This is a genomic window from Ruegeria sp. CDSB114 (assembly GCF_059611025.1).
On the sequence record NZ_JBXWOT010000015.1, the window covers coordinates 1 to 22,154 of the forward strand.

Annotated in this window: 20 protein-coding genes; 14 read left to right on the top strand and 6 right to left on the bottom strand. The window is 59.0% G+C overall.

From position 1 onward, the window contains the following. Together AC2FIP_RS20180 and AC2FIP_RS20185 are read left to right on the top strand one after the other, a co-directional pair. A partial coding sequence (locus tag AC2FIP_RS20180; protein WP_496787903.1) for a COG4223 family protein occupies positions 1-1,079 on the top strand: 1,079 nt, incomplete at its 5' end. 10 nt (positions 1,080-1,089) lie between these two features. After that, positions 1,090-2,586: a heme biosynthesis protein HemY gene (locus AC2FIP_RS20185; protein ID WP_496787905.1), complete on the top strand. Its 1,497-nt coding sequence runs from the start codon at positions 1,090-1,092 to the stop codon at positions 2,584-2,586. Here the strand turns inward: AC2FIP_RS20185 and AC2FIP_RS20190 are convergent. From AC2FIP_RS20190 to AC2FIP_RS20200, 3 genes are read right to left on the bottom strand one after another with little or no spacing between them, the layout of a single operon-like run. Beyond that, on the bottom strand, positions 2,583-3,617 hold the full coding sequence (locus tag AC2FIP_RS20190; RefSeq protein WP_496787907.1) for an ABC transporter substrate-binding protein: 1,035 nt from the start codon (positions 3,615-3,617) through the stop codon (positions 2,583-2,585). The two genes, AC2FIP_RS20185 and AC2FIP_RS20190, sit on opposite strands and share 4 nt — an antisense overlap. Next, positions 3,614-5,011 (bottom strand): sensor histidine kinase, encoded by a 1,398-nt coding sequence (locus tag AC2FIP_RS20195; RefSeq protein ID WP_496787910.1) that lies wholly within the window; start codon positions 5,009-5,011, stop codon positions 3,614-3,616. Before AC2FIP_RS20195 ends, AC2FIP_RS20190 begins: the two co-directional genes overlap by 4 nt. Beyond that, entirely contained in the window at positions 5,004-5,675 is a 672-nt protein-coding gene (locus AC2FIP_RS20200) for a response regulator transcription factor (protein WP_496679327.1), read from the bottom strand. Before AC2FIP_RS20200 ends, AC2FIP_RS20195 begins: the two co-directional genes overlap by 8 nt. Before the next feature lie 147 nt (positions 5,676-5,822). On the opposite strand from AC2FIP_RS20200, the gene AC2FIP_RS20205 reads away from it, so the two are divergent. From AC2FIP_RS20205 to AC2FIP_RS20225, 5 genes are all read left to right on the top strand, one after another. Continuing rightward, positions 5,823-6,791, top strand: coding sequence for a Bug family tripartite tricarboxylate transporter substrate binding protein (locus AC2FIP_RS20205; protein WP_142637503.1), 969 nt, complete (start codon positions 5,823-5,825; stop codon positions 6,789-6,791). Between the two features lie 86 nt (positions 6,792-6,877). After that, a complete protein-coding gene (locus AC2FIP_RS20210; protein WP_271950677.1) occupies positions 6,878-7,309 on the top strand; it encodes a tripartite tricarboxylate transporter TctB family protein in 432 nt (143 codons plus the stop codon). 10 nt (positions 7,310-7,319) lie between these two features. Beyond that, the gene (locus AC2FIP_RS20215; RefSeq protein WP_496787912.1) at positions 7,320-8,858 is read left to right on the top strand and encodes a tripartite tricarboxylate transporter permease; all 1,539 of its coding nucleotides are present in this window, start codon (positions 7,320-7,322) and stop codon (positions 8,856-8,858) included. Between the two features lie 157 nt (positions 8,859-9,015). Next, entirely contained in the window at positions 9,016-9,468 is a 453-nt protein-coding gene (locus tag AC2FIP_RS20220; RefSeq protein WP_142637510.1) for an SRPBCC family protein, read from the top strand. A 91-nt stretch (positions 9,469-9,559) separates the two neighbouring features. After that, positions 9,560-10,534, top strand: coding sequence for a hypothetical protein (locus AC2FIP_RS20225; RefSeq protein WP_496787914.1), 975 nt, complete (start codon positions 9,560-9,562; stop codon positions 10,532-10,534). A gap of 12 nt (positions 10,535-10,546) precedes the next feature. On the opposite strand, the gene nadC is transcribed toward AC2FIP_RS20225, so the two are convergent. From nadC to nadA, 3 genes are read right to left on the bottom strand one after another with little or no spacing between them, the layout of a single operon-like run. Continuing rightward, complete coding sequence (nadC, locus tag AC2FIP_RS20230) at positions 10,547-11,401, bottom strand: carboxylating nicotinate-nucleotide diphosphorylase (RefSeq protein WP_496787916.1); 855 nt, start codon at positions 11,399-11,401, stop codon at positions 10,547-10,549. Further along, complete coding sequence (locus tag AC2FIP_RS20235; protein WP_496787918.1) at positions 11,401-12,966, bottom strand: L-aspartate oxidase; 1,566 nt, start codon at positions 12,964-12,966, stop codon at positions 11,401-11,403. The genes nadC and AC2FIP_RS20235 overlap by 1 nt, the downstream gene beginning before the upstream one ends. 6 nt (positions 12,967-12,972) lie before the next feature. Next, positions 12,973-14,025 (bottom strand): quinolinate synthase NadA, encoded by a 1,053-nt coding sequence (nadA, locus tag AC2FIP_RS20240; protein WP_496699050.1) that lies wholly within the window; start codon positions 14,023-14,025, stop codon positions 12,973-12,975. 575 nt (positions 14,026-14,600) lie between these two features. Between nadA and AC2FIP_RS20245 the strand changes: the two genes are divergently transcribed. The 7 genes from AC2FIP_RS20245 to AC2FIP_RS20275 all read left to right on the top strand — a co-directional run bounded on the left by AC2FIP_RS20245 (position 14,601) and on the right by AC2FIP_RS20275 (position 22,144). Further along, the gene (locus tag AC2FIP_RS20245) at positions 14,601-16,544 is read left to right on the top strand and encodes an AMP-binding protein (protein ID WP_496679343.1); all 1,944 of its coding nucleotides are present in this window, start codon (positions 14,601-14,603) and stop codon (positions 16,542-16,544) included. A 78-nt stretch (positions 16,545-16,622) separates the two neighbouring features. Next, the gene (locus tag AC2FIP_RS20250) at positions 16,623-17,441 is read left to right on the top strand and encodes an ABC transporter ATP-binding protein (protein WP_142637523.1); all 819 of its coding nucleotides are present in this window, start codon (positions 16,623-16,625) and stop codon (positions 17,439-17,441) included. 77 nt (positions 17,442-17,518) lie between these two features. Then, positions 17,519-18,505, top strand: coding sequence for a branched-chain amino acid ABC transporter permease (locus AC2FIP_RS20255; protein ID WP_496787921.1), 987 nt, complete (start codon positions 17,519-17,521; stop codon positions 18,503-18,505). A 2-nt stretch (positions 18,506-18,507) separates the two neighbouring features. Beyond that, positions 18,508-18,765: a hypothetical protein gene (locus AC2FIP_RS20260; protein WP_496693118.1), complete on the top strand. Its 258-nt coding sequence runs from the start codon at positions 18,508-18,510 to the stop codon at positions 18,763-18,765. A 3-nt stretch (positions 18,766-18,768) separates the two neighbouring features. Further along, positions 18,769-19,845 carry a branched-chain amino acid ABC transporter permease gene (locus AC2FIP_RS20265; RefSeq protein ID WP_142637529.1) on the top strand — a complete coding sequence of 359 codons (1,077 nt, stop codon included), beginning with the start codon at positions 18,769-18,771 and terminating at the stop codon, positions 19,843-19,845. A gap of 73 nt (positions 19,846-19,918) precedes the next feature. Beyond that, positions 19,919-21,202 carry an ABC transporter substrate-binding protein gene (locus tag AC2FIP_RS20270; protein ID WP_271950686.1) on the top strand — a complete coding sequence of 428 codons (1,284 nt, stop codon included), beginning with the start codon at positions 19,919-19,921 and terminating at the stop codon, positions 21,200-21,202. A 108-nt stretch (positions 21,203-21,310) separates the two neighbouring features. Then, complete coding sequence (locus AC2FIP_RS20275; protein ID WP_496679309.1) at positions 21,311-22,144, top strand: ABC transporter ATP-binding protein; 834 nt, start codon at positions 21,311-21,313, stop codon at positions 22,142-22,144. Positions 22,145-22,154 lie beyond the last annotated feature (10 nt).

Here is a 22,154-nt window from a genome sequence, read left to right on the forward strand (position 1 = left end):
AAGCCGAAGCCGAAGCCGAAGCCGAAGCCGAAGCCGAAGCCGAAGCCGAAGCCGAAGCCGAAGCCGAAGCCGAAGCCTCTCTTACGTCGCCTGATCAGACCGTCGCAGAACCGCCGGTCGAAAAACGCGGCGGCTTTATCCCGGCGCTTATTGGCGGTGCGATTGCTGCGGCGGTCGGGTTCATTCTGGGTCAAAGCGGCGCGTTCTCCTCGGGTGAGTCCGACGCAATCGCCGCGCTTGAGGCGAAGCTGACCGCACAATCCGATCAGATATCAACACTGTCGAAGTCTCTGACCGACGGGTCGGATCTGTCCCAGAAGATTGACACGCTGACCGGCCAAATCGCGCCAATCACCGCTGATCTGGATGGGGTGAAATCCAGAATATCCGATCTGACCAACAAGGTTGATCCGCTTGCCAGCCGTTTGGCCGAGTTGGAAAGTGGCGCGCTGACGCAGGGCGCTTCACCTGAAACCGGCGCGGCCATCGAGGCCGAGCTGAAAAAACTCCAGGACTCTTTGGCCGCGCAACGGGCCGAGGTGGAAAAGATGGTGTCCGACGCTCAGACGCTCGAGGCCGAGGCTGCAGCAAAATCGCTGGCGGCGACCAATGCAGCCCTTCTGTCACGGGTGCATGAACAGTTGAATACGGGTCAACCTTATGGCGACCTGATCGCCGAACTGAAGGCCGCAGGCGTAACCGTTCCCGAGGCGCTGGCAGCACCGGCAACCGAAGGTGTCGCGACGATTGCAGCACTTCAGGACAGCTTTGCGCCCGCTGCGCGCACGGCGTTGGCCGATGCGCGGGACGCGGACAAGGGCACCGGAATTGTCGCGTTTTTGCAGCGCCAGACAGGTGCACGTTCGGTTACCCCGCAAGAAGGTGACAGCCCCGATGCGGTCCTATCGCGGGCTCAAGCCGCTTTGTCGGGCGGAGATGTCTCTGCTGCCCTGGATGAGCTGAAATCCCTGCCCGATGCAGCCAAAGCTGCATTTGAAGGGTGGGAACAGGCGGCCCAGACGCGGGTTTCTGCTGTGGATTCTGCAAATGCGCTTGCCTCAAGCGCGAACTCGAACTGAGGGGCCTGCTATGCTGTGGTCACTGTTTAAGATCCTTGTTTTTGTTGCGATTGTCGGCTTGTTGGCTCTTGGCGCCGGATTCCTTATGGAAACCAAAGGCGGGGTGCAGATCACAGCGGGTGGCACGGAATACACGCTTGGTCCGCTTCAATCGGTCATTGCGCTGGGCGTGATGATCATTGCGATCTGGCTGTTCTTCAAGCTGCTGACCCTGCTGATCGCCACGCTGAAATTCCTCAACGGGGATGAAACAGCCCTGTCGCGTTATTTCGACCGCAGCCGGGAACAGCGCGGATATCAGGCATTAACCGATGGGATCATGGCGCTTGCCTCGGGTGAGGGGCGGATCGCGATGAACAAGGCGGCCAAGGCCGAAAAGCTGCTGAACAAACCCGAACTGACCAACCTGCTGGTGGCCCAGGCCGCCGAGATGAATGGCGATACCCAAAAGGCATCTGAAACCTATAAGAAACTGGTGACGAATAATGCCACGCGTTTTGTGGGGGTGCGCGGTATCATGAAGCAGAAGCTGGCCGAAGGCGATGATGACACCGCCCGGAAGCTGGCCGAAAAGGCATTGGCCATCAAGCCACGCCATCAAGAAACGCAAGATATCCTGCTGGGCCTGCAGACCAAGTCGCAGGATTGGGCTGGGGCGCGATCAACGCTGACCGCCAAGCTGAAATCCGGGCATTTGCCCCGCGATGTGTTCAAGCGCCGCGATGCGGTGCTCGCCTTGTCCGAGGCAAAGGGCATTCTGGACGAAAACTCGACCGTAGAACAGCAGGAACAGGCAATCGAGGCCAACCGCCTTTCCCCTGATTTGGTGCCTGCCGCAGCGATGGCTGCCCGTGCCTATATCGAAAAAGGCAAGCCGCGTGCCGCAACGAAGATTCTAAAAAAGGCATGGGAGGCACAGCCACATCCCGATCTGGCCCATGCTTTTGCCGATATTGCACCGGATGAATCACCGGCCGAGCGCATCAAACGCTTTGCGACGTTGACCCGCATACACTCGCAGAATCCGGAAACCTGCCTGATTCTGGCCGAGTTGAACATCGTCGCCGAAGATTTCCCCGAAGCCCGCCGCGCGCTGGGGGATGTGGTCGAAAAACAGGCTGATGCCCGCGCCTATACGCTGATGGCAGCGATTGAACGTGGCGAAGGGGCCTCGGATGTGGTTGTGCAGGGCTGGCTGGCAAAGGCGCTGAACGCGCCGCGCGGGCCGCAATGGGTCTGCGACAACTGCCATGACATTCAGCCAGAATGGGGTCCAGTCTGTCAGAACTGCCACAGCTTTGACACGCTCAGCTGGCAAACGCCTCAAACGCCAGAGATCGCCTCGGCCACCGGTGTTCACATGCTGCCGCTGATCGTTGGCGCGCTTGAGGACAAGGCCGACACCGATATGGATGAGGTCGACGAGGCCGATGAGCCTGAGGTTATCGAGGCAGAGATCGAACCGGTTCGGCCTGATATCGAACCGGCCATCGACGAAAAGACCTAGCGCGCACTTTCCACGTCGAAGGCGTCGTTCCACAGCTTGAACAGCTCGGCCCGTCGGTTCTGATCTCTGGCTACCAATAGGGCCGGCGATAGGGCGATGAACCTTCGGGCGCTGGGCGTTAACCCCGTATCGGCGGTGTCCATCTGGGCGACGAGACCCGAAGTTGCCAGCAGGGTTTGCGCCTGTGGCGACAGGAGAAAATCCAAGAATTCCGTGGCGGCTTGTTTGTTCCGCACCTGGCGCGGGATCATCAGGGCGCGTGACAGGACCAGAGTATAGTCTTCTGGCAGGATCACCCCAATGCCCGGGGCCTTGGCATTGGCCACATAAGACCCCAAAACGTTATAGGCGATCAAAAAGCGCCCGTTGGCCACATCGCGGATGATTTCCGCAGAACAGCAAGTGGCCACCGCGTCGATACGTGCAAAACCTTCGATCAAAGAGCCGAAAGTCGTGGCCTCAAGGCTGTCTCCATAGGCAAACAGATAACCCAGACCCGAGGCCGCGATGTCATAGGTTGCCACGCGCCCACGCAACAGATCCGGCTGGGTTCGCATCATGTCCAGCAGGGCGAACCGGCTGCGTGGGACGTTCTGATCCTGTAACAAGGTCTTGTTATAGACGATGACGGCGGGTTCGGTGGTGATCCCCCACAGCTCATCCCGCCAGCGTCGCGCGGCGGGCAGGGCATTGGTAAGGTCGGATTGAAACCGGTGTCCGCAGGCCGAATTCACCAGCCAAACCATCTGTTGAATCGCGGATGAGAACACGATGTCTGCAGAATTCTCACCTGATTTACAGACCGTGCGGCTGTGTTGGAACAGAGCGTTAGATCCCCATTGTTCATAAGTGACCTGCAGATTGGGGTTCAGCGCCGTGAATCGTTCGAGCACGGGGGCGATGATCGCAATGTCGGTGGTTGACCGGATCAACATCGGATCCTGACCTGCGCCGAATTCTGCGATGGCTTCTTGGGCGCGCGAAAGCGAAGGAATCAAACTCAGCGCTACAAGGGCTAGGGCTCGGATCATGTGCTGCTCTCATCTGTTCTGGCCGGGAAACTCAGCGCAGCGCGAAACCCGGTTTCATCCCGCCCCATCTCGACTCGGCCGTCAAAGGCCTCAGCGGTGGATTTCACGATGGACAGGCCCAGGCCGGTGCTGTCCTCGCCCGAACCGGTGCTGCGATTGAACCGGTCCCCCAGCTGATCGGCGATTATGGTCGCAGGTCCGGGACCCTGATCGCGCACCCACAGAACAGCGCGCGCGCCCTCTTGCGCGGCGCCAATACGGACGGGTGGCAGACCATGACGCAGAGCGTTGCCAAGCAGGTTCTTGGCGGCTTCGCCGATCGAAAAGGCATCGCCATTCACAAGAACTGGCGTATCGCCGATTTCCAGACGCACCTCGATGGTGGGGGCCATCAATTCATGATCGCTGTGTTCCAGCACGTCCAGCGCCACTTCGCGTAGGTCGACGGGCAGGCGCGGGGCGCTGTCGATACGGTGGATCACCATGGCGCGCGACAGCAACTGATCCAGCAGCGTGCCCAGTGACCGGGTGCGCCCCAACAACCGATCCAGCGCGCGCGTGCGGGCTGGAAGGTCGGGATCGTCCTGCGCAATCTCGGCCTGGACCCGGATGGCGGCCACGGGTGTGCGCAGCTGATGAGCGGTGTCGGCAATCAGGTTGCGCATCGTGTCCACTTGCCGGTCCAGCCGCCCCATGAACCGGTTCATTGCGCTTAGCATCACCTGCAATTCGCGTGGCAACCCGTCGCTGGCCATCGGTGTCAGGTCATAAGGATCGCGACGGGTCAGGTCATCGGACAGCGCCTCAAGCGGGCGCAGGGCCGAGCGGGTGACAAACCACGACATGATCAGCAGCAACATCCCGGCCACAGCCATCGGCAGCAAGGCATCCCGCATCAGCCCCACGGTCATGGTTTGACGCGCGCGCAATGTCTGACCGACCAGAATCTCCACCTCGCCCGAGAAATCACGCTCGGCAAACAGGCGGGCGACACGGACGAAACGTGCGGGTTCGTCATTCAGATCAGCGGCGAAATAGAACGGCGCAGTGCCAGTCTGTGGCGGCACCTCGATCACGGTGTCCCGGTCCAGCCCGGTTATGAACGGGCCATCCGGTACCTGAACCGCATAGAAAATACGGTCATCAGGCGCCTGTGCCAACAGTTGAAAGGCCGAGACTGGAAGGTCGACAAAGGGTTGGCCATCTTGAATGCGAACGGATTCGGCAATGTCGCTGGCCGCGCCCAGCAGCAGCCGGTCATAGGCCTGCCGCGCAGCAAGGCGACCATTGGCCCAGATCGACAGACCAACGAGAAACCCGCCCAGAATCAGGATCAAAACCACCGCGCTAAGAACGCGGGCCGTCAGGCTGTGGGGCAGGCGCAGCCTAGTCATTCAGACCGATCCGATACCCCACCCCACGCTGGGTGGTAATGCTGATGGCGCTGCCGGTGAATTTTTTGCGGAGCCGTGCGATATACAGCTCGATCGCGTTTTCCCCCACATCGGCGTCTTCGAACCCGTAAAGCGAGTTATACAGCCGTGATTTCGACAGATACTGACCTTCGTGCCGGATCAGGGCGTCCAGGACCGCCGCCTCGCGCGCGGTTAGGTTCAAGCGTTTACCGTTCAGCGTGGCGCTGCGATCCTTGGCGGCATAGCTCAGCGGACCCAGCGTGATCTGTTCGCTTTTGCGATCGGCATCGCGCCGGACAAGGGCGCGCAACCGCGCCTCAAGCTCGCGCTGGTCAAAAGGCTTGCCCAAATAATCGTCGGCACCTTTGTCCAAAGCGGCGACACGATCTTCGACCGAAGTCAGTGCCGTCAGCATTAGCACTGGGGTGCGGTCGCCGCTGTCTCGGATTTTGCCCAGAAAGTTCAGGCCGGACCCGTCAGGCAGGTTTATATCCAAAAGCATCGCGTCATAGGTTTGAACTGCGCGGAAATCACGTGCGGATTCGACAGTGGTCGCCAGATCACAAACGACGCCCGACCGCGCCAGATGAGCTATTACGCCTTCGGCCAGATCTACGGCATCCTCGATCATCAATACGCGCATTGTCCCCCCGCGCCCTGCCCTGAATTTCTGTGACAGGTTCGTGACAGCATTATTCTGTAAACAGTACCAGCCCGCAAGGACAGTCCCTTGCGGGAACAGGTTTCGGTTGCAGGACGCAGCCCAAAAAGACCAGAGGAGGAGACACGAATGAAACTGTTTGGAACAAGCGGCGCGATTGCGGCTGCTGTTTTTGCCCTGTCCGGCGTGAGCGCCAGCGCACAGGAATGTATTGCCCCGGCCAACCCCGGCGGCGGTTGGGATTTCACCTGCCGTCAGGTCGGTAAATCTCTGCAGGATCTGGGTCTGATCGACCAGACCATGCAGGTTGTGAACCTGGCCGGCGGCGGTGGCGGTGTTGCCTTTGCCGAGGTCGTCAACAAGCGCGGCGAGGATAATGAGCTGATCGTAGCGGCCAGCGCAGCCACGGCGACCCGCCTGGCGCAGGGCGCCTATCCAGGCAACACCATGGATCAGGTGCGTTGGCTAGCGGCCATCGGTGCGGATTATGGCGTGATCGCCGTTGCAGCCGATAGCGCGGTTAACACGCTGCCCGACCTGTTGGATCAGATCAAATCCGATCCGACGTCTGTGTCCGTGGCGGGCGGTTCCGCCGTAGGCGGTTGGGATCACCTGAAGGTTCTGATCGCGGCCAATGCCTATGGCATCGAGGACGTACGGTCGGTCAAATACATCGCCTTTGATGGCGGCGGCGAAGCTGTGACCCAACTGTTGGCCGGTTCGGTTCAAGCCTTTACCGGTGACATCTCGGAAGCCAAGGGTTTTGTCGACTCGGGCGATATCAAAGTCATCGCCGTATTGGCGCCTGAACGTCTGCCCGGCGAATTCGCTGATTTCCCGACGGCCAAGGAACAGGGCATTGATGCCATCGGTGCAAACTGGCGCGGGTTCTACGCCCCTGGCGGAATGAGCGATGAGGCCTATGGCGATTGGGTCGGTAAGATCGGTGATCTTTACGCCTCAGATGAATGGAAAGAGGTCATGGCCGCCAATGGTCTGGCCCCGCTGGACCTGCAAGGCGCAGCTTTCCAGGATTTTGTTGCGCAATCCGTGGGTCAGATCCAGACCATCTCGAAAGAGATCGGGATCATCAAATAAGACCAGCACTCACCTGAGAGCGGGGTGTCGCGCCGGGCGCGCGGCACCCCGACCAGACCCATACTTCCCTTACATAGGAGATACCCATGAGTGATCGCATATTCGGGGTCTTCGGCATTCTTCTTGCCATCGGCTTTGCTCTGTCAGCGCTGGCGATTGAAGAGAGCTTTCTGTCAGACGCGGTTGGCCCCAAGGCCTTTCCACTGATTGTCGCCGCCATCCTTGGCCTGTCCAGCGCGGTCATCGCGTTGCGCCCGGATGCCGAGCCCGAGTGGCCCGCGCTGGGCCGGCTGGTCGAAGTCGGCGCCGCTGTAGTCGTGATGATGTTCTATGCCGAGCTGTTGCCGGTTCTGGGATTTGTAATCTCTACCGCCTTTGCTGCGGCTTACCTGGCCTGGCGGCTGGGATCTGGTCCGATCGAAAGCGTAGTGGTCGGAATCGGTACTTCTGTCGGTATCTACGTCATCTTCCATCTGGTTCTGGGCCTGTCACTGGCTCGCGGACCATTGGGTTTCTAAGGGGAACGTCATGGAAACTCTTGCATCCCTTAGCGATGGATTCGCTATCGCGCTGACATGGCAAAACTTGTTGCTGGCCCTGTTGGGTTGTTTTCTGGGCACGATCATGGGCGCGTTGCCCGGTCTGGGCCCGTCGAACGGCGTGGCCATTCTGATCCCTCTTGCGTTCACGCTGGGGCTGGGCGCGACGCCGTCTCTGATCCTGCTGACCAGTGTTTATTATGGGGCAATGTATGGCGGGAGAATCTCATCGATCCTGCTGAACATCCCTGGGGACGAGCCTGCGATGATGACCTGCTTGGACGGGCATCCGATGGCCAAAAAAGGCCTTGCGGGCGAGGCGCTCTCGCTGTCCGGTATCGCCTCATTCATTGGTGCGTTTCTGGCCACATGGGGCCTGATCTTTTTGGCGCCGCAGCTTGTCAAGATCGCGCTGCTGTTTGGACCGGCTGAGTATTTCGCCCTGTTCGCGCTGGCCTTCATGACGCTGGGCGGCGTGTCCTCGACCAATCAGGCGAAATCGGCCTTTGCCGCTGCGCTGGGCCTTGGGTTGGCGACCATTGGTGTCGATACCCAGACCGGCGTGCCGCGGTTCACCTTTGGAGAGGTGCATCTGTATGACGGTCTGGACTTCCTTGTCGCCATTGTCGGTCTTTTTGCCCTGTCTGAAGTGTTCATCTTTTTGGAGAACCGCCATGGCGGGTCGGATGCCGCTGGGCGCAAGTTGAATATTGGGCGGCTTTACCCGCCGATGTCGATGATCAAGCAATGCATGCCGACCATGCTGCGGACCTCATTCCTGGGCTTTCTGGCGGGGGTTCTGCCGGGGGCCGGGGCGTCTCTGGGCTCGTTTATTTCCTATTCGATGGAGAAACGGCTGGTCGACAAGGACAACACATTCGGCACCGGTGATCCGCGTGGCGTGGCCGCGCCCGAGGCTGGCAACAACGCCGCCGCCGGGGGGGCCCTGGTGCCGATGCTGGCGCTGGGCGTGCCGGGGTCAGGGACCACAGCCGTGTTGCTGGCGGTTCTGCTGGCGTTGAATATTACGCCCGGGCCGTTGCTGTTCACCCAGAACCCGGATGTGGTCTGGGGCCTGATTGCGGCACTCTTCATTGCCAACTTTATGTTGCTCGCGATGAATATCCCGATGGTGGGCCTGTTCACCCGCGTCCTGATGGTGCCTTCGCGTATCCTGATGCCCGTTGTGGCGATGGTCAGCTTTGTGGGTATTTACGGCATCTCGGGGTCCAGCTTTGATCTGCTGGTGATGATTGGGTTCGGTGTCATGGGCTGGGTTCTGCGCAAGCTGGACGTGCCGCTGGTGCCGATCATTCTGGGCACGCTGCTGGGCAACTCGATGGAGAATAACTTGCGCCGCGCAGTCACCATCGACAATGGCAACTGGTGGACGCTGGTTGACAGCCCGCTGGCCATCGGCTTGTGGTCCATTGCCCTGATCGGATTTGTTCTGCCTCTGATCGTAGGCGCGCGTGTCAAAGCCAAGATGCATCAGCGCCGCGACGAAGAGGGCGCGATCAGCGACTGACCGCATTGGGCGTCACCGCAAACCGGTGGCGCCCGATTAGGTAAGATTTGGGGTCGCGTATCCTGATCTGAAACAAAAATCTGAAACAAAAAATTGAAACATTTGGCAAAAACCGCGTTATTGATAGGCACAAAGCTGTTGTGCGAAGGATGCCAGAATGGAACTCAGTGACGAAATCCGCATCGCTGCCCCGCGGGACGTGGTGTATGAGGCGCTGAACAACCCCGATATCCTGCAGGAATGTATCCCCGGCTGCGAAGAGCTGACCCAATCTTCGCCGCAAGACCTTGAGGCAAAGGTGGTTCTGAAAATCGGCCCGGTGAAAGCGCGGTTCGCGGGTCAGGTCACGCTGGATAAATCCAAGGCACCGGACGGATTTTCGCTGCAGGGCGAGGGCAAAGGCGGGGCTGCGGGGTTTGCCAAGGGCGGTGCCGATGTGACCCTGACCGAAGACGGGTCCGAGACGGTTCTTGCCTATACTGCTAAGGTGGATGTCGGCGGCAAGATCGCCCAACTTGGCAGCCGTTTGATTGCCGGGACTGCCAAGAAACTGTCGGGGAAATTCTTTACCCGGCTCGGAGAGATCGTCTCAGAACAATCCGGCAGCTAGCCAGTTTCGCGCATTTCAGTTGACGGCGACCTCATTCGGCGCAATCACAAGAAAAACTGGCGGGCCAAATCCGCAGCAGGAGGCCAGAGTGATGGATTACGCGCAGCTGGAACGTCTTGAAAAGCGGGTTTCACTCAAGCCCAATGACCGACAGGCCATCCGGCAGCTTGTGACGATGCTGGAATATTCCAACCTGCCGAAACAGCATCTGGGCGCCTACAGCAAAGCGCAGCTTGAGGTGATGGGCGGGTTGAAAAAGGGCTGGCAGGCAGCCCTGGTCGACACAGGGCGGCAGACCACCGCCTATTCTGGTTGGATGAAAGCCCTGGACATACAGAATATCCAGTTGGCCGTGCCCATCGCCCAGATCTATGTGGGTCAAACCATCACCATCAATGGCGAGCATGGGAATTGCGGCCAACGCCTGAATTTCTTTGAAGAAACCAAGGTGATTTGTGGCCTGTGCCACGAGTGCTACAAGGTGCAGATCCTGCCAGAGAACCTTGAGGGGATGTTTCAGGTCTATTTCTTGCTGCTCAACCTGCAGCTGCCCAGGGACAATGCCAGAAAAAGCATGATTGAGCTGCGCGAAGCGGTCAAGTTCCCCTATAAGGCGTATATCTATTGTGAGTCGATCGCAGAGGCGAAAGAGTGTCTTGCGATTTTCCGTGCCGCACAGGCGGAATTTGAGATCACCGGGGTTCACTCAAAAATATCCCACGGATGTTCTGAATACAGTATGGAATTCCCCGCGTTTAAGTATTCCGAGGGTGCGGGGGACGACTTTGAAACACCATCCGATTGGAGCGGGATCGAAGAGGCGTATTTTACCGACATCCCTATGCCCGCCCCGGAAAGGGCCAGCAATTCCAAGCCGATCCTCAGCCTGCGGGATGTTTTTGCCTTTCGGACATGGGTCAGGTTCGCCGAGCTGATCGGTGATAAATCCTGCGAGAAATACGGAACGCGCCTCGGCCCGGATCTGCCGCAGCCCTTCGTCAAGCGTGTACAGGGGCAGGCGCGGGACCGTCACAAGGAACTGCTTGAGCTTTGCGCGCAGGGATAAGCTGTCGCCGTGTCAGACTGGGAAGTCCAACCCCAGATCCACCGTGCGCGCCGAATGGGTCAACGCACCCGATGAGATATAGTCGACTCCCGTCGCCGCGATTGAGGCGATGCGATCCAGCTTCACATTGCCCGAGGCTTCGGTCTTGAGCTTGCCATCCACCATCGCCACCGCTTCGCGCAGCATGTCATTGTCCATATTGTCCAACAGGACGACCGAGGCGCCTCCGACCTCAAGTACTTCGGCCAGTTGGTCCAGGCGGTCCACCTCAATCTCGACGGCCATCATGTGGCTGGCATGTGCCTTGGTGGCCTCCAGCACCTGACGCACCCCGCCAGCGGCTGCGATGTGGTTGTCCTTGATCAGGATCGCATCTGACAGAGAGTATCGGTGGTTGAACCCGTCGCCATGCAGCACCGCCAGTTTCTCAACCAGGCGCAGGCCGGGGGTTGTTTTGCGGGTGCAGGTGACGCGGGCAGAGGTGCCTTTGGTCTCGGCCACGAAGCCTGCAGTCTTTGTCGCGATCCCGGTCAGGCGACCGGCAAAGTTCAGGGCCACCCGTTCGCCCGACAGGATTGAGGCGGCCGATCCCTTGATGGTCATCAGCGTATCGCCTGCCTTACAGGGTTGGCCATCGGCAATATGCGTGGTGATGTCCAATGAGGGGTCGATCAGGCGAAACGCCAGCGCCGCGACTTGCATGCCGGACACGACCGCATCCTCGCGCGCGTTCAGGCAGGCGTCATAGGTGGTGCCCGCCGGGATCACCGCGCGGGTGGTGACGTCACCATAGCTGCCCAGATCCTCCATCAACGCAGTGCGGATCATCGGTTCAAGGACAAGATCGGGAACGGTGGAGAAACTCATTACGGCTCCTTGCAGGCCTGCGCGCGAATGGCGAGCGCTTGGGAAAAGTACATTTCGGACCTTTTGCCGGGTCCGGCTGAGGGGTCGGGAAAATCGGATCGCTCATGCGCGCCGCGGCTTTCTTCGCGCGCTAAAGCGCCCGCCGCGATCAACGTGGCGGTGGCGCACATGTTCAGGAAAGACGGGTTGTCGCTGTTTGCCGCCTCGAGCCGCGCGATGGTGCCAAGCGCTTTGGTCAGGCCCTTGCGATCACGGATAACGCCAACATAGCGAGTCATGGTCTGGCGCAGCTCGGCCACGGCGGCGGGGTCTGACGGAGTGCCGCCGTCCTCGAAACTGATTTCCAGCGGCGGCGTCGCGCCGGTTGCTGGCAAGGTTCCGGCGATGCCTTCCGCGCAGATGCGGGCATAGACCAAGGCCTCGAGCAGCCCGTTCGAGGCCAGACGGTTGGCGCCGTGCAACCCGGTCGAGGATGCCTCACCGCAGACCCATAAGCCGTCGATACTGGCGTAGCCGCTGGTGTCGGTCGCGATGCCACCCATGTGGTAATGCGCAGCGGGGGCGACGGGGATGGGCTCCTGCGCCGGGTCGATTCCATTGCGGGCGCAATATTCCGCGACCGAGGGGAACTGAGCCTTGATCGCCTCGCCCAGAACCTCGCGCGTGTCCAGCATGGGACGGTTGCCCGCCTGAACCTGCGCATAGATGGCGCGGGCCACGACGTCGCGCGGGGCAAGCTCGGCATCGGGGTGGATGGCCTGCATGAACCGCGCGCCATGACGGTTGACCAGAATGGCGCCTTCACCGCGCAGCGCTTCGGTTGCCAGCGGGGCGGGGTCTTCGCCGACATCCATGGCGGTGGGGTGGAACTGTACGAACTCGGCATCCGAGATCAGCGCACCCGCGCGCGCCGCCATGCCGATCACCTGCCCGCGAATACGCGGCGGGTTGGTGGTCAGCGCATAGAGCCCGCCTGACCCGCCCCCGGCCAGCAAAACCGCAGCCCCGCGCAGCATCACCGGGGCTGACCCGCGATTGTCCGCACGCTGAATAGTAACGCCGGTCACGCGCCCGTCTTCGACATCCAGCCCAAGAGCCATAGTGCCCTCCAGCACCTGGATCGAGGGTGTTTCCCGGACCTGCTCGATCAGGGCGGCCATGATCTGTGCGCCCGCCTGATCGCCCTTGACCCGGACGACACGGGCAAAGCTGTGCGCGGCCTCGCGCGACAGCACGTAATCGCCGCCCGCGGTCCGGTCGAAAGGTGTGCCCAGCGTGGTCAGGTCCAGAATATAGTCGCGCGCCTGACGCGTCACCAATTCAGCCACCTGCGGGTCAACGGTGCCCGCACCGGCATTTACGGTGTCGTCCGCGTGGCTTTCCGGGCTGTCATGGGCGTCCATCGCCGCAGCCACTCCCCCCTGCGCCCAGGCGGAACTGGCACCGTTGCCCAACGCTTCAGGAGAGATCACCACCACCGGATGCGGGACCAGTTTCAGCGCAGCATACAGCGCGCCCAACCCGGCGCCCACGATGATAACGCGGTCGGTGGTGAGGGTTTCCATCTCGGATCAGAGACCCAGCTTTCGCGACAGGTCGATCATCGCCTGCACCGAATGGCGCGCTTTTTCCGCGATCTCGGCTTCAACCTCGACCTGACCTTCCATCGTGTGCAGCACATAGAGGATTTTTTGCAGCGTGATCTTCTTCATGTAGGGGCACATGTTGCAGGGGCCGACAAAGTCGACTTCGGGCAGTTCATCGGCGATGTTCGAGGCCATCGAGCATTCGGTGATCAGCATCGCCTTTTCGGGCTTTTCGGTGCTGACATACTTAATGATCCCGCTGGTCGAGCCAGAGAAATCGGCCTCGGCCACCACTTCGGGCGGGCATTCCGGGTGGGCAATGAGCCGCGTGCCGGGATTCCATTTGCGAAAGTCACGCAGGTCCTGCGCTGTGTATTGTTCATGCACGATGCACGAGCCCGGCCAGTACACGATGTTCTTGCGGCTTTCATTTGCCACGTTCTGCGCCAGATACTGGTCCGGCGTCATGATGACGGTGTCGGATTCCATCGCATCGACGATCTGAGCGGCATTGGACGATGTGCAGCAGATATCGGACGCGGCTTTCACCTCGGCGGTGGTGTTCACATAAGAGACGACCGGCGCGCCGGGATATTTGGCGCGCATCTCGTCAATCCCCTCGGCGGTGATGCTTTCGGCCAGCGAACAACCCGCGGCCATGTCTGGCATCAGCACGGTTTTCTGGGGGCTCAGGATTTTCGAGGTTTCGGCCATGAAATGCACGCCCGCTTGCACGATCACATCGGCTTCGACGTCGCTGGCCTTCATTGCCAGCTGCAAACTGTCACCCACGAAATCCGACACGCCATGAAAGATTTCAGGCGTCATGTAATTGTGGCCCAGAATGACTGCGTCGCGCTCTTTCTTGAGCGCATTGATCGCCTTGATATAGGGCGCATAGATTGCGAAATTCGGTGGCGCCACCACCCGGTCCATCCGGGCATAGGTCTCCTGCATTTCCTCAACCAATTCGGTCGAAGGTGTCAGGTCATAATGCTGAGAAAGCACATTGGTGATGCTCTGGTGAGTGACATTCATCTCGGCAGTCCTGCCTTGCGTATTGGGGTGGGAAAGGGGTCGGAATTCGTGCTGCCCGACCGTCCAAGAAAACGGTTGATTTCAAAGACGCACGCCTCTGATCGCACAATTCGAGCGGTTTTGGTCATGCGATCTGGATCATTCCGCATAACCGATGCCTTCGGTCGATACACATGCATAGCAAATCGGCATGAAAAACCGCTCTGAATGTCCTACTCAGTTGCGGGATGCATACGGTGAATTCCAGGCGCGGTAAACATACAAAACCCCAAGCCAATACCGGTATACGTGGATGAATGCGCTTACCTGCTGCAAATTTGCAGTTCGCGGAACAGTTTGTGGTCATCTCGGGTCGGGTCTCTGACGAGGTGTATGGTCCGGGCGGCACGGCCCAACTTGTTACATTTCGTAAGAATTGAGAAAACATCAGGCAAAACTTGACGCTGATCGTGTCGACGTCCCTTAATCGGGGCGTTGGCGTCCGGGCCAGACCTGGACCCGCCATTTCCGGCCCGGGGAGGGGTCGGGTGGGGAGGAGAAAAAGATTGACTCAGACGCAGTCAGGCGCTGAAGGGATGCAGTCTCTTCCGGCGCTGCTACACCGCAATGTGATTCAGTTCGGGGATGCCCCGGCCTATCGCGAAAAGGAATTCGGGATCTGGCAATGCTGGACCTGGGCCGAGGCGGCCAAGGAAATCCGCGCCATTGCGCTGGGGTTTCTTGAGATTGGCGTTGAGAAGGGCGACCATATCGCCGTCATAGGCCGGAACCGCCCGGCGCACTACTGGTCGATGGTTGCGGCCCAAATGGTGGGTGCGATTCCGGTGCCGCTCTATCAGGACGCGGTCGCCGAAGAGATGACATATGTGATGGAACATTGCGGGGCGAAATATGTCGTCTGCGGTGACCAGGAACAGGTCGATAAGGTCATCGAGATTCAGGAAAAAGTTCATCAGATCAAACACATCCTCTACACTGACAAGCGTGGGATGCGGAAATATGATCATTCCCAGATGAACGCGCTGGACGACATCAAGGCCGAAGGCAGCGCAGGTCATGCTCGCTTTGATGCCGAGCTGGACGCGCGTATCGCTGCGATCACCTATGACGACACTTGTGTGATGCTGTATACCTCGGGCACCACAGGCAAGCCGAAAGGCGTGGTGCTATCGAACCGCAATGTGATCGAAAGCGCCAAGAATTCTGCAGAGTTTGACCACCTGACCCGGAATGAGGACATCCTGTCCTATCTGCCAATGGCTTGGGTAGGTGATTTCATCTTTTCCATCGGTCAGGCCTATTGGTGCGGGTTCTGTGTAAACTGCCCCGAAAGCGCTGACACGATGATAACCGACCTGCGCGAGATCGGTCCGACCTATTTCTTTGCCCCGCCGCGGGTATTTGAAACGCAGCTGACCAACGTCATGATCCGGATGGAAGATGCGGGCAAGCTGAAGCAGCGTATGTTCCACCATTTTATGGCCCATGCCAAAAAGGTGGGTGGGTTACTGCTGGATGGCAAAGCGGTCGGGTTTGGTGATCGGATCAAATACGCGCTGGGCAATCTGCTGGTCTATGGGCCGCTGAAGGATACGCTGGGGTATGGCCGGTTCCGGGTCGGTTATACGGCAGGCGAGGCGATCGGGCCTGAGATTTTCGATTTCTACCGCTCGCTGGGGATTAACCTGAAGCAGCTTTATGGGCAGACCGAGGCGACGGTCTTCATCACCGTGCAGCCCGATGGCGAGGTGCGCGCCGATACGGTTGGTGTGCCCGCGCCAGATGTCGAGCTGAAGATCGCCGAAACGGGCGAGATCTACTATCGCTCGCCAGGTGTGTTTGTCGAATATTACAACAACCCGGACTCGACCGCCTCGACCAAGGATGCCGAGGGTTGGGTGGCCACGGGTGATGCCGGGTTCATTGAGGAAAGCAGCGGTCATCTGCGGATCATTGATCGGGCCAAGGACGTCGGAAAAATGGTCGATGGCTCGATGTTTGCGCCGAAATATGTTGAGAACAAGCTGAAGTTCTATCCCGATATTCTTGAGGTCGTGCTGTTCGGCAATGGCAAGGATCGCTGCGTGGCGTTCATCAATATCGACCTTACCGCCGTGGGGAATTGGGCCGAGCGCAACAACGTCGCCTATGGGTCCTATCAGGAACTGACGGCACATCCGCAAGTGTTAGAGACAATCAAGTCCCATGTGGAAGCGGTCAACAAATCGGTCGCCGCCGATGAAATGCTGTCGGGCTGCCAGGTGCATCGCTTTGTGGTGCTGCACAAGGAACTGGATGCGGATGACGGCGAGATGACCCGAACCCGCAAGGTGCGCCGGGGCTTTGTCGAAGAGAAATTCCACGACATTATCACCGCGCTTTATGACGGGTCTTCAAGCGTTTCGACCACGACCGAGGTGACCTATGAGGACGGCCGCAAGGGTTCGATCAGTGCCACACTTGAGATCGTGGATGCGCCGGTTGTAACGGTCGCGCAACACAAGGTAGCGGCGGAATGAAGTCCGGTCCTGCGCCGCTCGACCTATGGTCATCGCCCGCCCGCCATTCCGTGTATTGCGTAAGTCAAGGAGGGGCTGATGTTGGATAGTTCCGAAGGATATGTCACCGAAGACGGCCGCAAGATCGGCGGCGTCGTGATGGAGATGAAGAACATCACTCTGCGCTTTGGCGGTGTGGTGGCGATCAAGGATATCTCGTTCGACATCCGTGAGGGTGAGATCCGCGCCATTATCGGTCCGAACGGGGCGGGCAAATCGTCGATGCTGAACGTAATCTCGGGGTTCTATGTCCCACAAGAGGGCGAGGTCTGGTTTCACGGGGCTAAGCGCCCTCCAATGCGGCCCTATGAGGTCGCGCGGCAGGGGATTGCGCGAACATTCCAGAACATCGCCCTGTTCGAAGGGATGAGCGTTTTGGACAACGTCATGACCGGGCGCCTGAACTATATGAAGACCAATATCCTGCAGCAGGCTTGGTGGAAGGGTAAGGCCGAGGCCGAAGAGACCGAAAACCGCGAGGCTGTCGAACGGATCATCGACTTTCTCGAAATCCAACATATCCGCAAGACGCCCGTTTCACGCCTGCCCTACGGCTTGAAAAAGCGGGTCGAACTGGCCCGGGCGCTGGCCGCTGAACCCAAGCTGTTGTTGCTGGATGAGCCGATGGCCGGGATGAATGTTGAAGAGAAAGAGGACATGAGCCGCTTTATCCTCGACGTGAATGATGAATTCGGCACCACCATCGCCCTGATCGAACATGACATGGGCGTGGTGATGGATCTGAGCGATCGGGTGGTCGTGATGGATTACGGCAAGAAGATCGGCGACGGCACGCCTGATGAGGTGCGCAACAATCAGGAAGTCATCGATGCCTATCTGGGGGTGAGCCATGACTGATCTACGGAACGGGCTGAGAAAATTCGACGAATTTTCCGGGATGACGCGCCAGATGAAATCTGTTCGGAGGACATAGGATGCCTGAACAACTCGTATTTGCGATGGAAGTCATCCTCAACGGTCTTATGGCCGGGGTGCTCTATGCGCTGGTCGCGCTGGGCTTTGTGCTGATCTACAAGGCGTCAGGGATTTTCAATTATGCGCAAGGGGTTATGGCCCTGTTTGCCGCGATGACTCTGGTCGGGATCATGAACGGGCAGGTGCCGTTTGCACATCTGATCAATGCGACTTTCGGGACGCATATCCATTACTTTGGCTGGAGTGTCCCTGCGCTGCTGGCGATTATTCTGACTATGGCGGTGATGGTTCTGTTGGCTTGGGCCGTGCAGCGGTTCGTGATGCGTCACCTGGTTGGCCAAGAGCCGATCATCCTGTTCATGGCCACCATCGGGCTGGCCTATTTCCTTGAGGGCGTGGCCGACCTGATGTGGGGGTCCGAGATCAAGACGCTGGATGTAGGCCTGCCGCAGGGCATCAACCTCTGGCTCGATGAGGCGACCTATAACGTCTTCGGCTATGGGTTCTTCATCGACAATCTGGACATTGTGGCAACGGTAATTGCGGCGCTGCTGGTGGCGGCGCTGGTTGTGTTCAGCCAATATACCAAGCAGGGCCGGGCGATGCGCGCTGTGGCGGATGACCATCAGGCGGCGCTGTCGGTGGGGATTTCGCTGAATTTCATCTGGATCATGGTCTGGTCTGTGGCCGGGTTTGTAGCGCTGGTCGCGGGCATCATGTGGGGCACCAAGTCTGGCGTGCAGTTCTCACTGTCGCTGATCGCGCTCAAAGCGTTGCCGGTGCTGATGCTGGGCGGGTTTACCTCGATCCCCGGAGCCATCGTCGGAGGGTTGATCATCGGTGTGGGTGAGAAACTGTTCGAGTTCGCCATTGGCCCGATGGTTGGCGGTGCGACCGAGAACTGGTTTGCCTACGTGCTTGCGCTGATCTTCCTTGTGTTCCGGCCGCAGGGCCTGTTCGGCGAGAAGATCATCGAAAGGGTGTAGTCATGACCAAGCTCATCGCCATTCTCAACGTGATCGCATGGGCCGGGTTCTGGGCGTTTGGGTATATTGCCCTGACCTCGGACGATCTGACCGACAGCCAGCTGACGATTGCCGCGATCCTGGCTTTTGCCGGGTTGGTCACGGGTGTCATGGCCTACATGAAACTTGTGCGCGCCTCAGAGGCGAGCGGATATGCCAAAGGCTCCAGCCAACTGAACACTGTCGCCCGCGACCGGGCGCAGGAAGAATGGGGAAAGTAAGACATGTTTTATCGCGAGGCCGGAGATTTCAAAACCTCTTACGTGGAAGACAGCCAGACCTTTCCGATCAAATTTGACCGGTATCGGTACTATGTGGTGCTGGCAGTGGCATTTGGGATCATTCCATTCATCATCAATGACTACTGGGCGAACGCGCTGCTGCTTCCGTTTCTGATCTATGCGATCGCCGCCATCGGTTTGAATGTATTGGTTGGCTATTGCGGGCAGGTGTCGCTGGGTACCGGTGGGTTCATGGCTGTGGGGGCCTATGCCTGCTACAAGCTGATGACGGCCTTTCCCGAAGTCAGCATGTTCATCCATGTCATCCTTGCGGGCGGGATCACCGCCATTGTTGGTGTTCTGTTCGGATTGCCTTCGCTACGGATCAAAGGGTTCTATTTGGCCGTGGCCACGCTTGCGGCGCAGTTCTTTCTGGTGTGGCTGTTCAACCGTGTGCCGTGGTTCTACAACTACTCGGCTTCTGGGCAGATCAACGCGCCCGAGCGGGATGTGTTCGGCATCATCATCACAGGCCCGAATGCTCCGGCCTGGGCAACTTATCTGTTCTGCCTGATCTTCCTGACCTTCTGCGCCATCATTGCACGGAACCTGACTCGGGGAACGACTGGCAGGACATGGATGGCAATCCGCGACATGGATATCGCGGCCGAGATCATCGGGGTAAACCCGCTCAAGGCAAAACTGACCGCCTTTGCTGTCAGCTCATTTTTTGTGGGTATCGCGGGGGCGCTATTCTTTGCAGTCTATCTGGGCGCGGTTGAGGTTGGCGAAGTCTTTGGCATCCAGAAATCGTTCCTGGTCCTATTCATGGTCATTATCGGCGGATTAGGGTCTATCTTCGGCTCCTTCGCCGGGGCAGCATTCTTGGTATTGCTGCCGGTTGTTTTGAAGGTGGTCGGTGTCGATCTATTGGGCTGGCCCACTGATATCGTTGCGCATCTCAATCTGGTGATCGTCGGCGCACTCATCATCATGTTCTTGATTCTGGAACCGCATGGACTGGCGCAGCTTTGGCGTGTGGCGAAAGAGAAACTCAGACTCTGGCCGTTTCCGCACTGACGGGCAGGCCCAAAGACAAGACGGGTGCAAAGCCCGAATTCAACATCGGACCAATCAAGGGAGGAGACACCCGATGAAGACGAAACTGGCAACCCTGGCGCTGGGCGCCATGATGGCCGCAGGTCCGGCCATGGCCGACCTTGTGTTCCCGTCGCTCAGCTATCGGACGGGACCATATGCGGCAGGCGGTATCCCGTTTGCTGATGGCTATGCCGATTATTTCACACTGCTCAACGAGCGTGACGGCGGCATCGGAGGTGTTTCGGCCAATGTGATCGAATGCGAAACCGGCTATAACACCGAAAAAGGCGTGGAATGCTATGAATCCACAAAGGGCGAAGGCGCCTTGGTATATCAGCCATTGTCGACCGGCATTACATACCAGCTGATCCCAAAAGTGACCGCAGATGGCATTCCGCTGCACACGATGGGCTATGGCCGGACCTCTGCTGCGAATGGCAAGGTATTCAGTCACGTGTTCAACTATCCGGCCAACTACTGGAACGGAGCGTCGGGCGCGATCAACTATCTTCTGAGCGAAAACGATGGTGACCTGAACGGTAAGAAAATCGCACTGGTCTATCACAACTCGGCCTATGGCAAGGAACCGATCCGCACGCTGGAGACCCTGGCTGAAAAGCACGGGTACGACCTGACGCTGCTGCCTGTTGACCACCCCGGTCAGGAACAGAAATCGCAGTGGCTGCAAATTCGCCGCGAAAAGCCTGATTATGTAATCATGTGGGGCTGGGGCGTGATGAACCAGGTCGCGGTGCAGGAAGCTGCGAACATCCGCTTCCCGATGGAAAACTTCATCGGTGTCTGGTGGTCTGGCGCTGAATTTGACGTGCAGCCCGCGGGCGACAAGGCAAACGGCTATAAGGCACTGACCTTTACCGGGCTGGGCATGGACTATCCGGTCTATGATGATCTGCAGAAATACGTGGTGGATGCAGGCAAAGCGGCGGGTGCGGGCGATCAGCTTGGCTCGGTTCAGTATAACCGCGGTCTCTATGCCGCCATGCTGGCCGCTGAAGCTGTGAAGACTGCGCAGGGAATCCACAATACCGCTGATATCGACGCATCCATGATGCGCGATGGTATGGAGGCGCTGGAAATGACCAACGCCAAGATGGAAGCGCTGGGCATGACCGGTTTCGGGCCTGAATTCTCGGTCTCGTGCGAAAATCACGGCGGACCCGGCCTTGTCGGCGTTGTGCAGTGGGATGCTGCGGCCGGAACCTGGAACCCGGTTCAGGACTTCCAGCCGACCGATGCAGATGTGATCAACACGTTGATCGAAGAAGATTCTGCAGCCTATGCAGCGGAAAACAACATCACACCTGGGTGTGAATAAGTGGCTGGCCCCGGTCTTGATCCGGGGCCGCGAAACTGACCAGAGCGGCGGGCAGCCGCCGCTCTATCCCAACGGTCCCTCTCGGGACAGGCATGAGGACACGCGCTGATGCTGGATGCGGCACAAACCACTGACGTGCAGGCGGAAACCCTGCTTGAGGTCAACAATATCGAGGTGATCTACAATCATGTGATCCTTGTGCTGAAAGGCGTCAGCCTAACGGTGCCCAAAGGGGGCATTACGGCCCTGCTGGGCGGCAACGGGGCAGGCAAGACCACCACACTCAAGGCGGTGTCGAACCTGCTGCATTCGGAACGGGGCGAAGTCACCAAGGGATCAATCAAGTATCGCGGGACCAGCGTGCATGAAAGTGAGCCTGCCGATCTGGTGCAAAAAGGCGTCATCCAGGTGATGGAGGGTCGCCATTGTTTCGAACATTTGACGGTCGAGGAAAACCTGCTGACCGGCGCCTATACCCGCAAAGATGGTAAGGCCGCGATCCAACAGGATCTGGACCTTGTTTACACCTATTTCCCACGTCTGAAGGAACGCCGCCGCAGCCAGGCGGGTTACACGTCGGGCGGAGAGCAACAGATGGTTGCGATGGGTCGGGCGCTGATGTCGCGGCCTGAGACGATCCTGCTGGATGAGCCGTCCATGGGACTGGCCCCGCAGCTTGTCGAAGAGATTTTCGGCATCGTCCAAGATCTGAACGAAAAAGAGGGCGTCTCGTTTCTGCTGGCCGAGCAGAACACCAATGTGGCGCTCAGGTTCGCACATTACGGCTATATTCTTGAATCCGGCCGCGTGGTGATGGATGGCCCAGCTGCCGAGCTGCGCGAAAACCCCGATGTTAAGGAATTCTATCTGGGCATGTCGGATGACGGCCGCAAAAGCTTCCGCGATGTGCGCTCATACCGCCGCCGCAAGAGGTGGCTGTAGGCGGATGGAG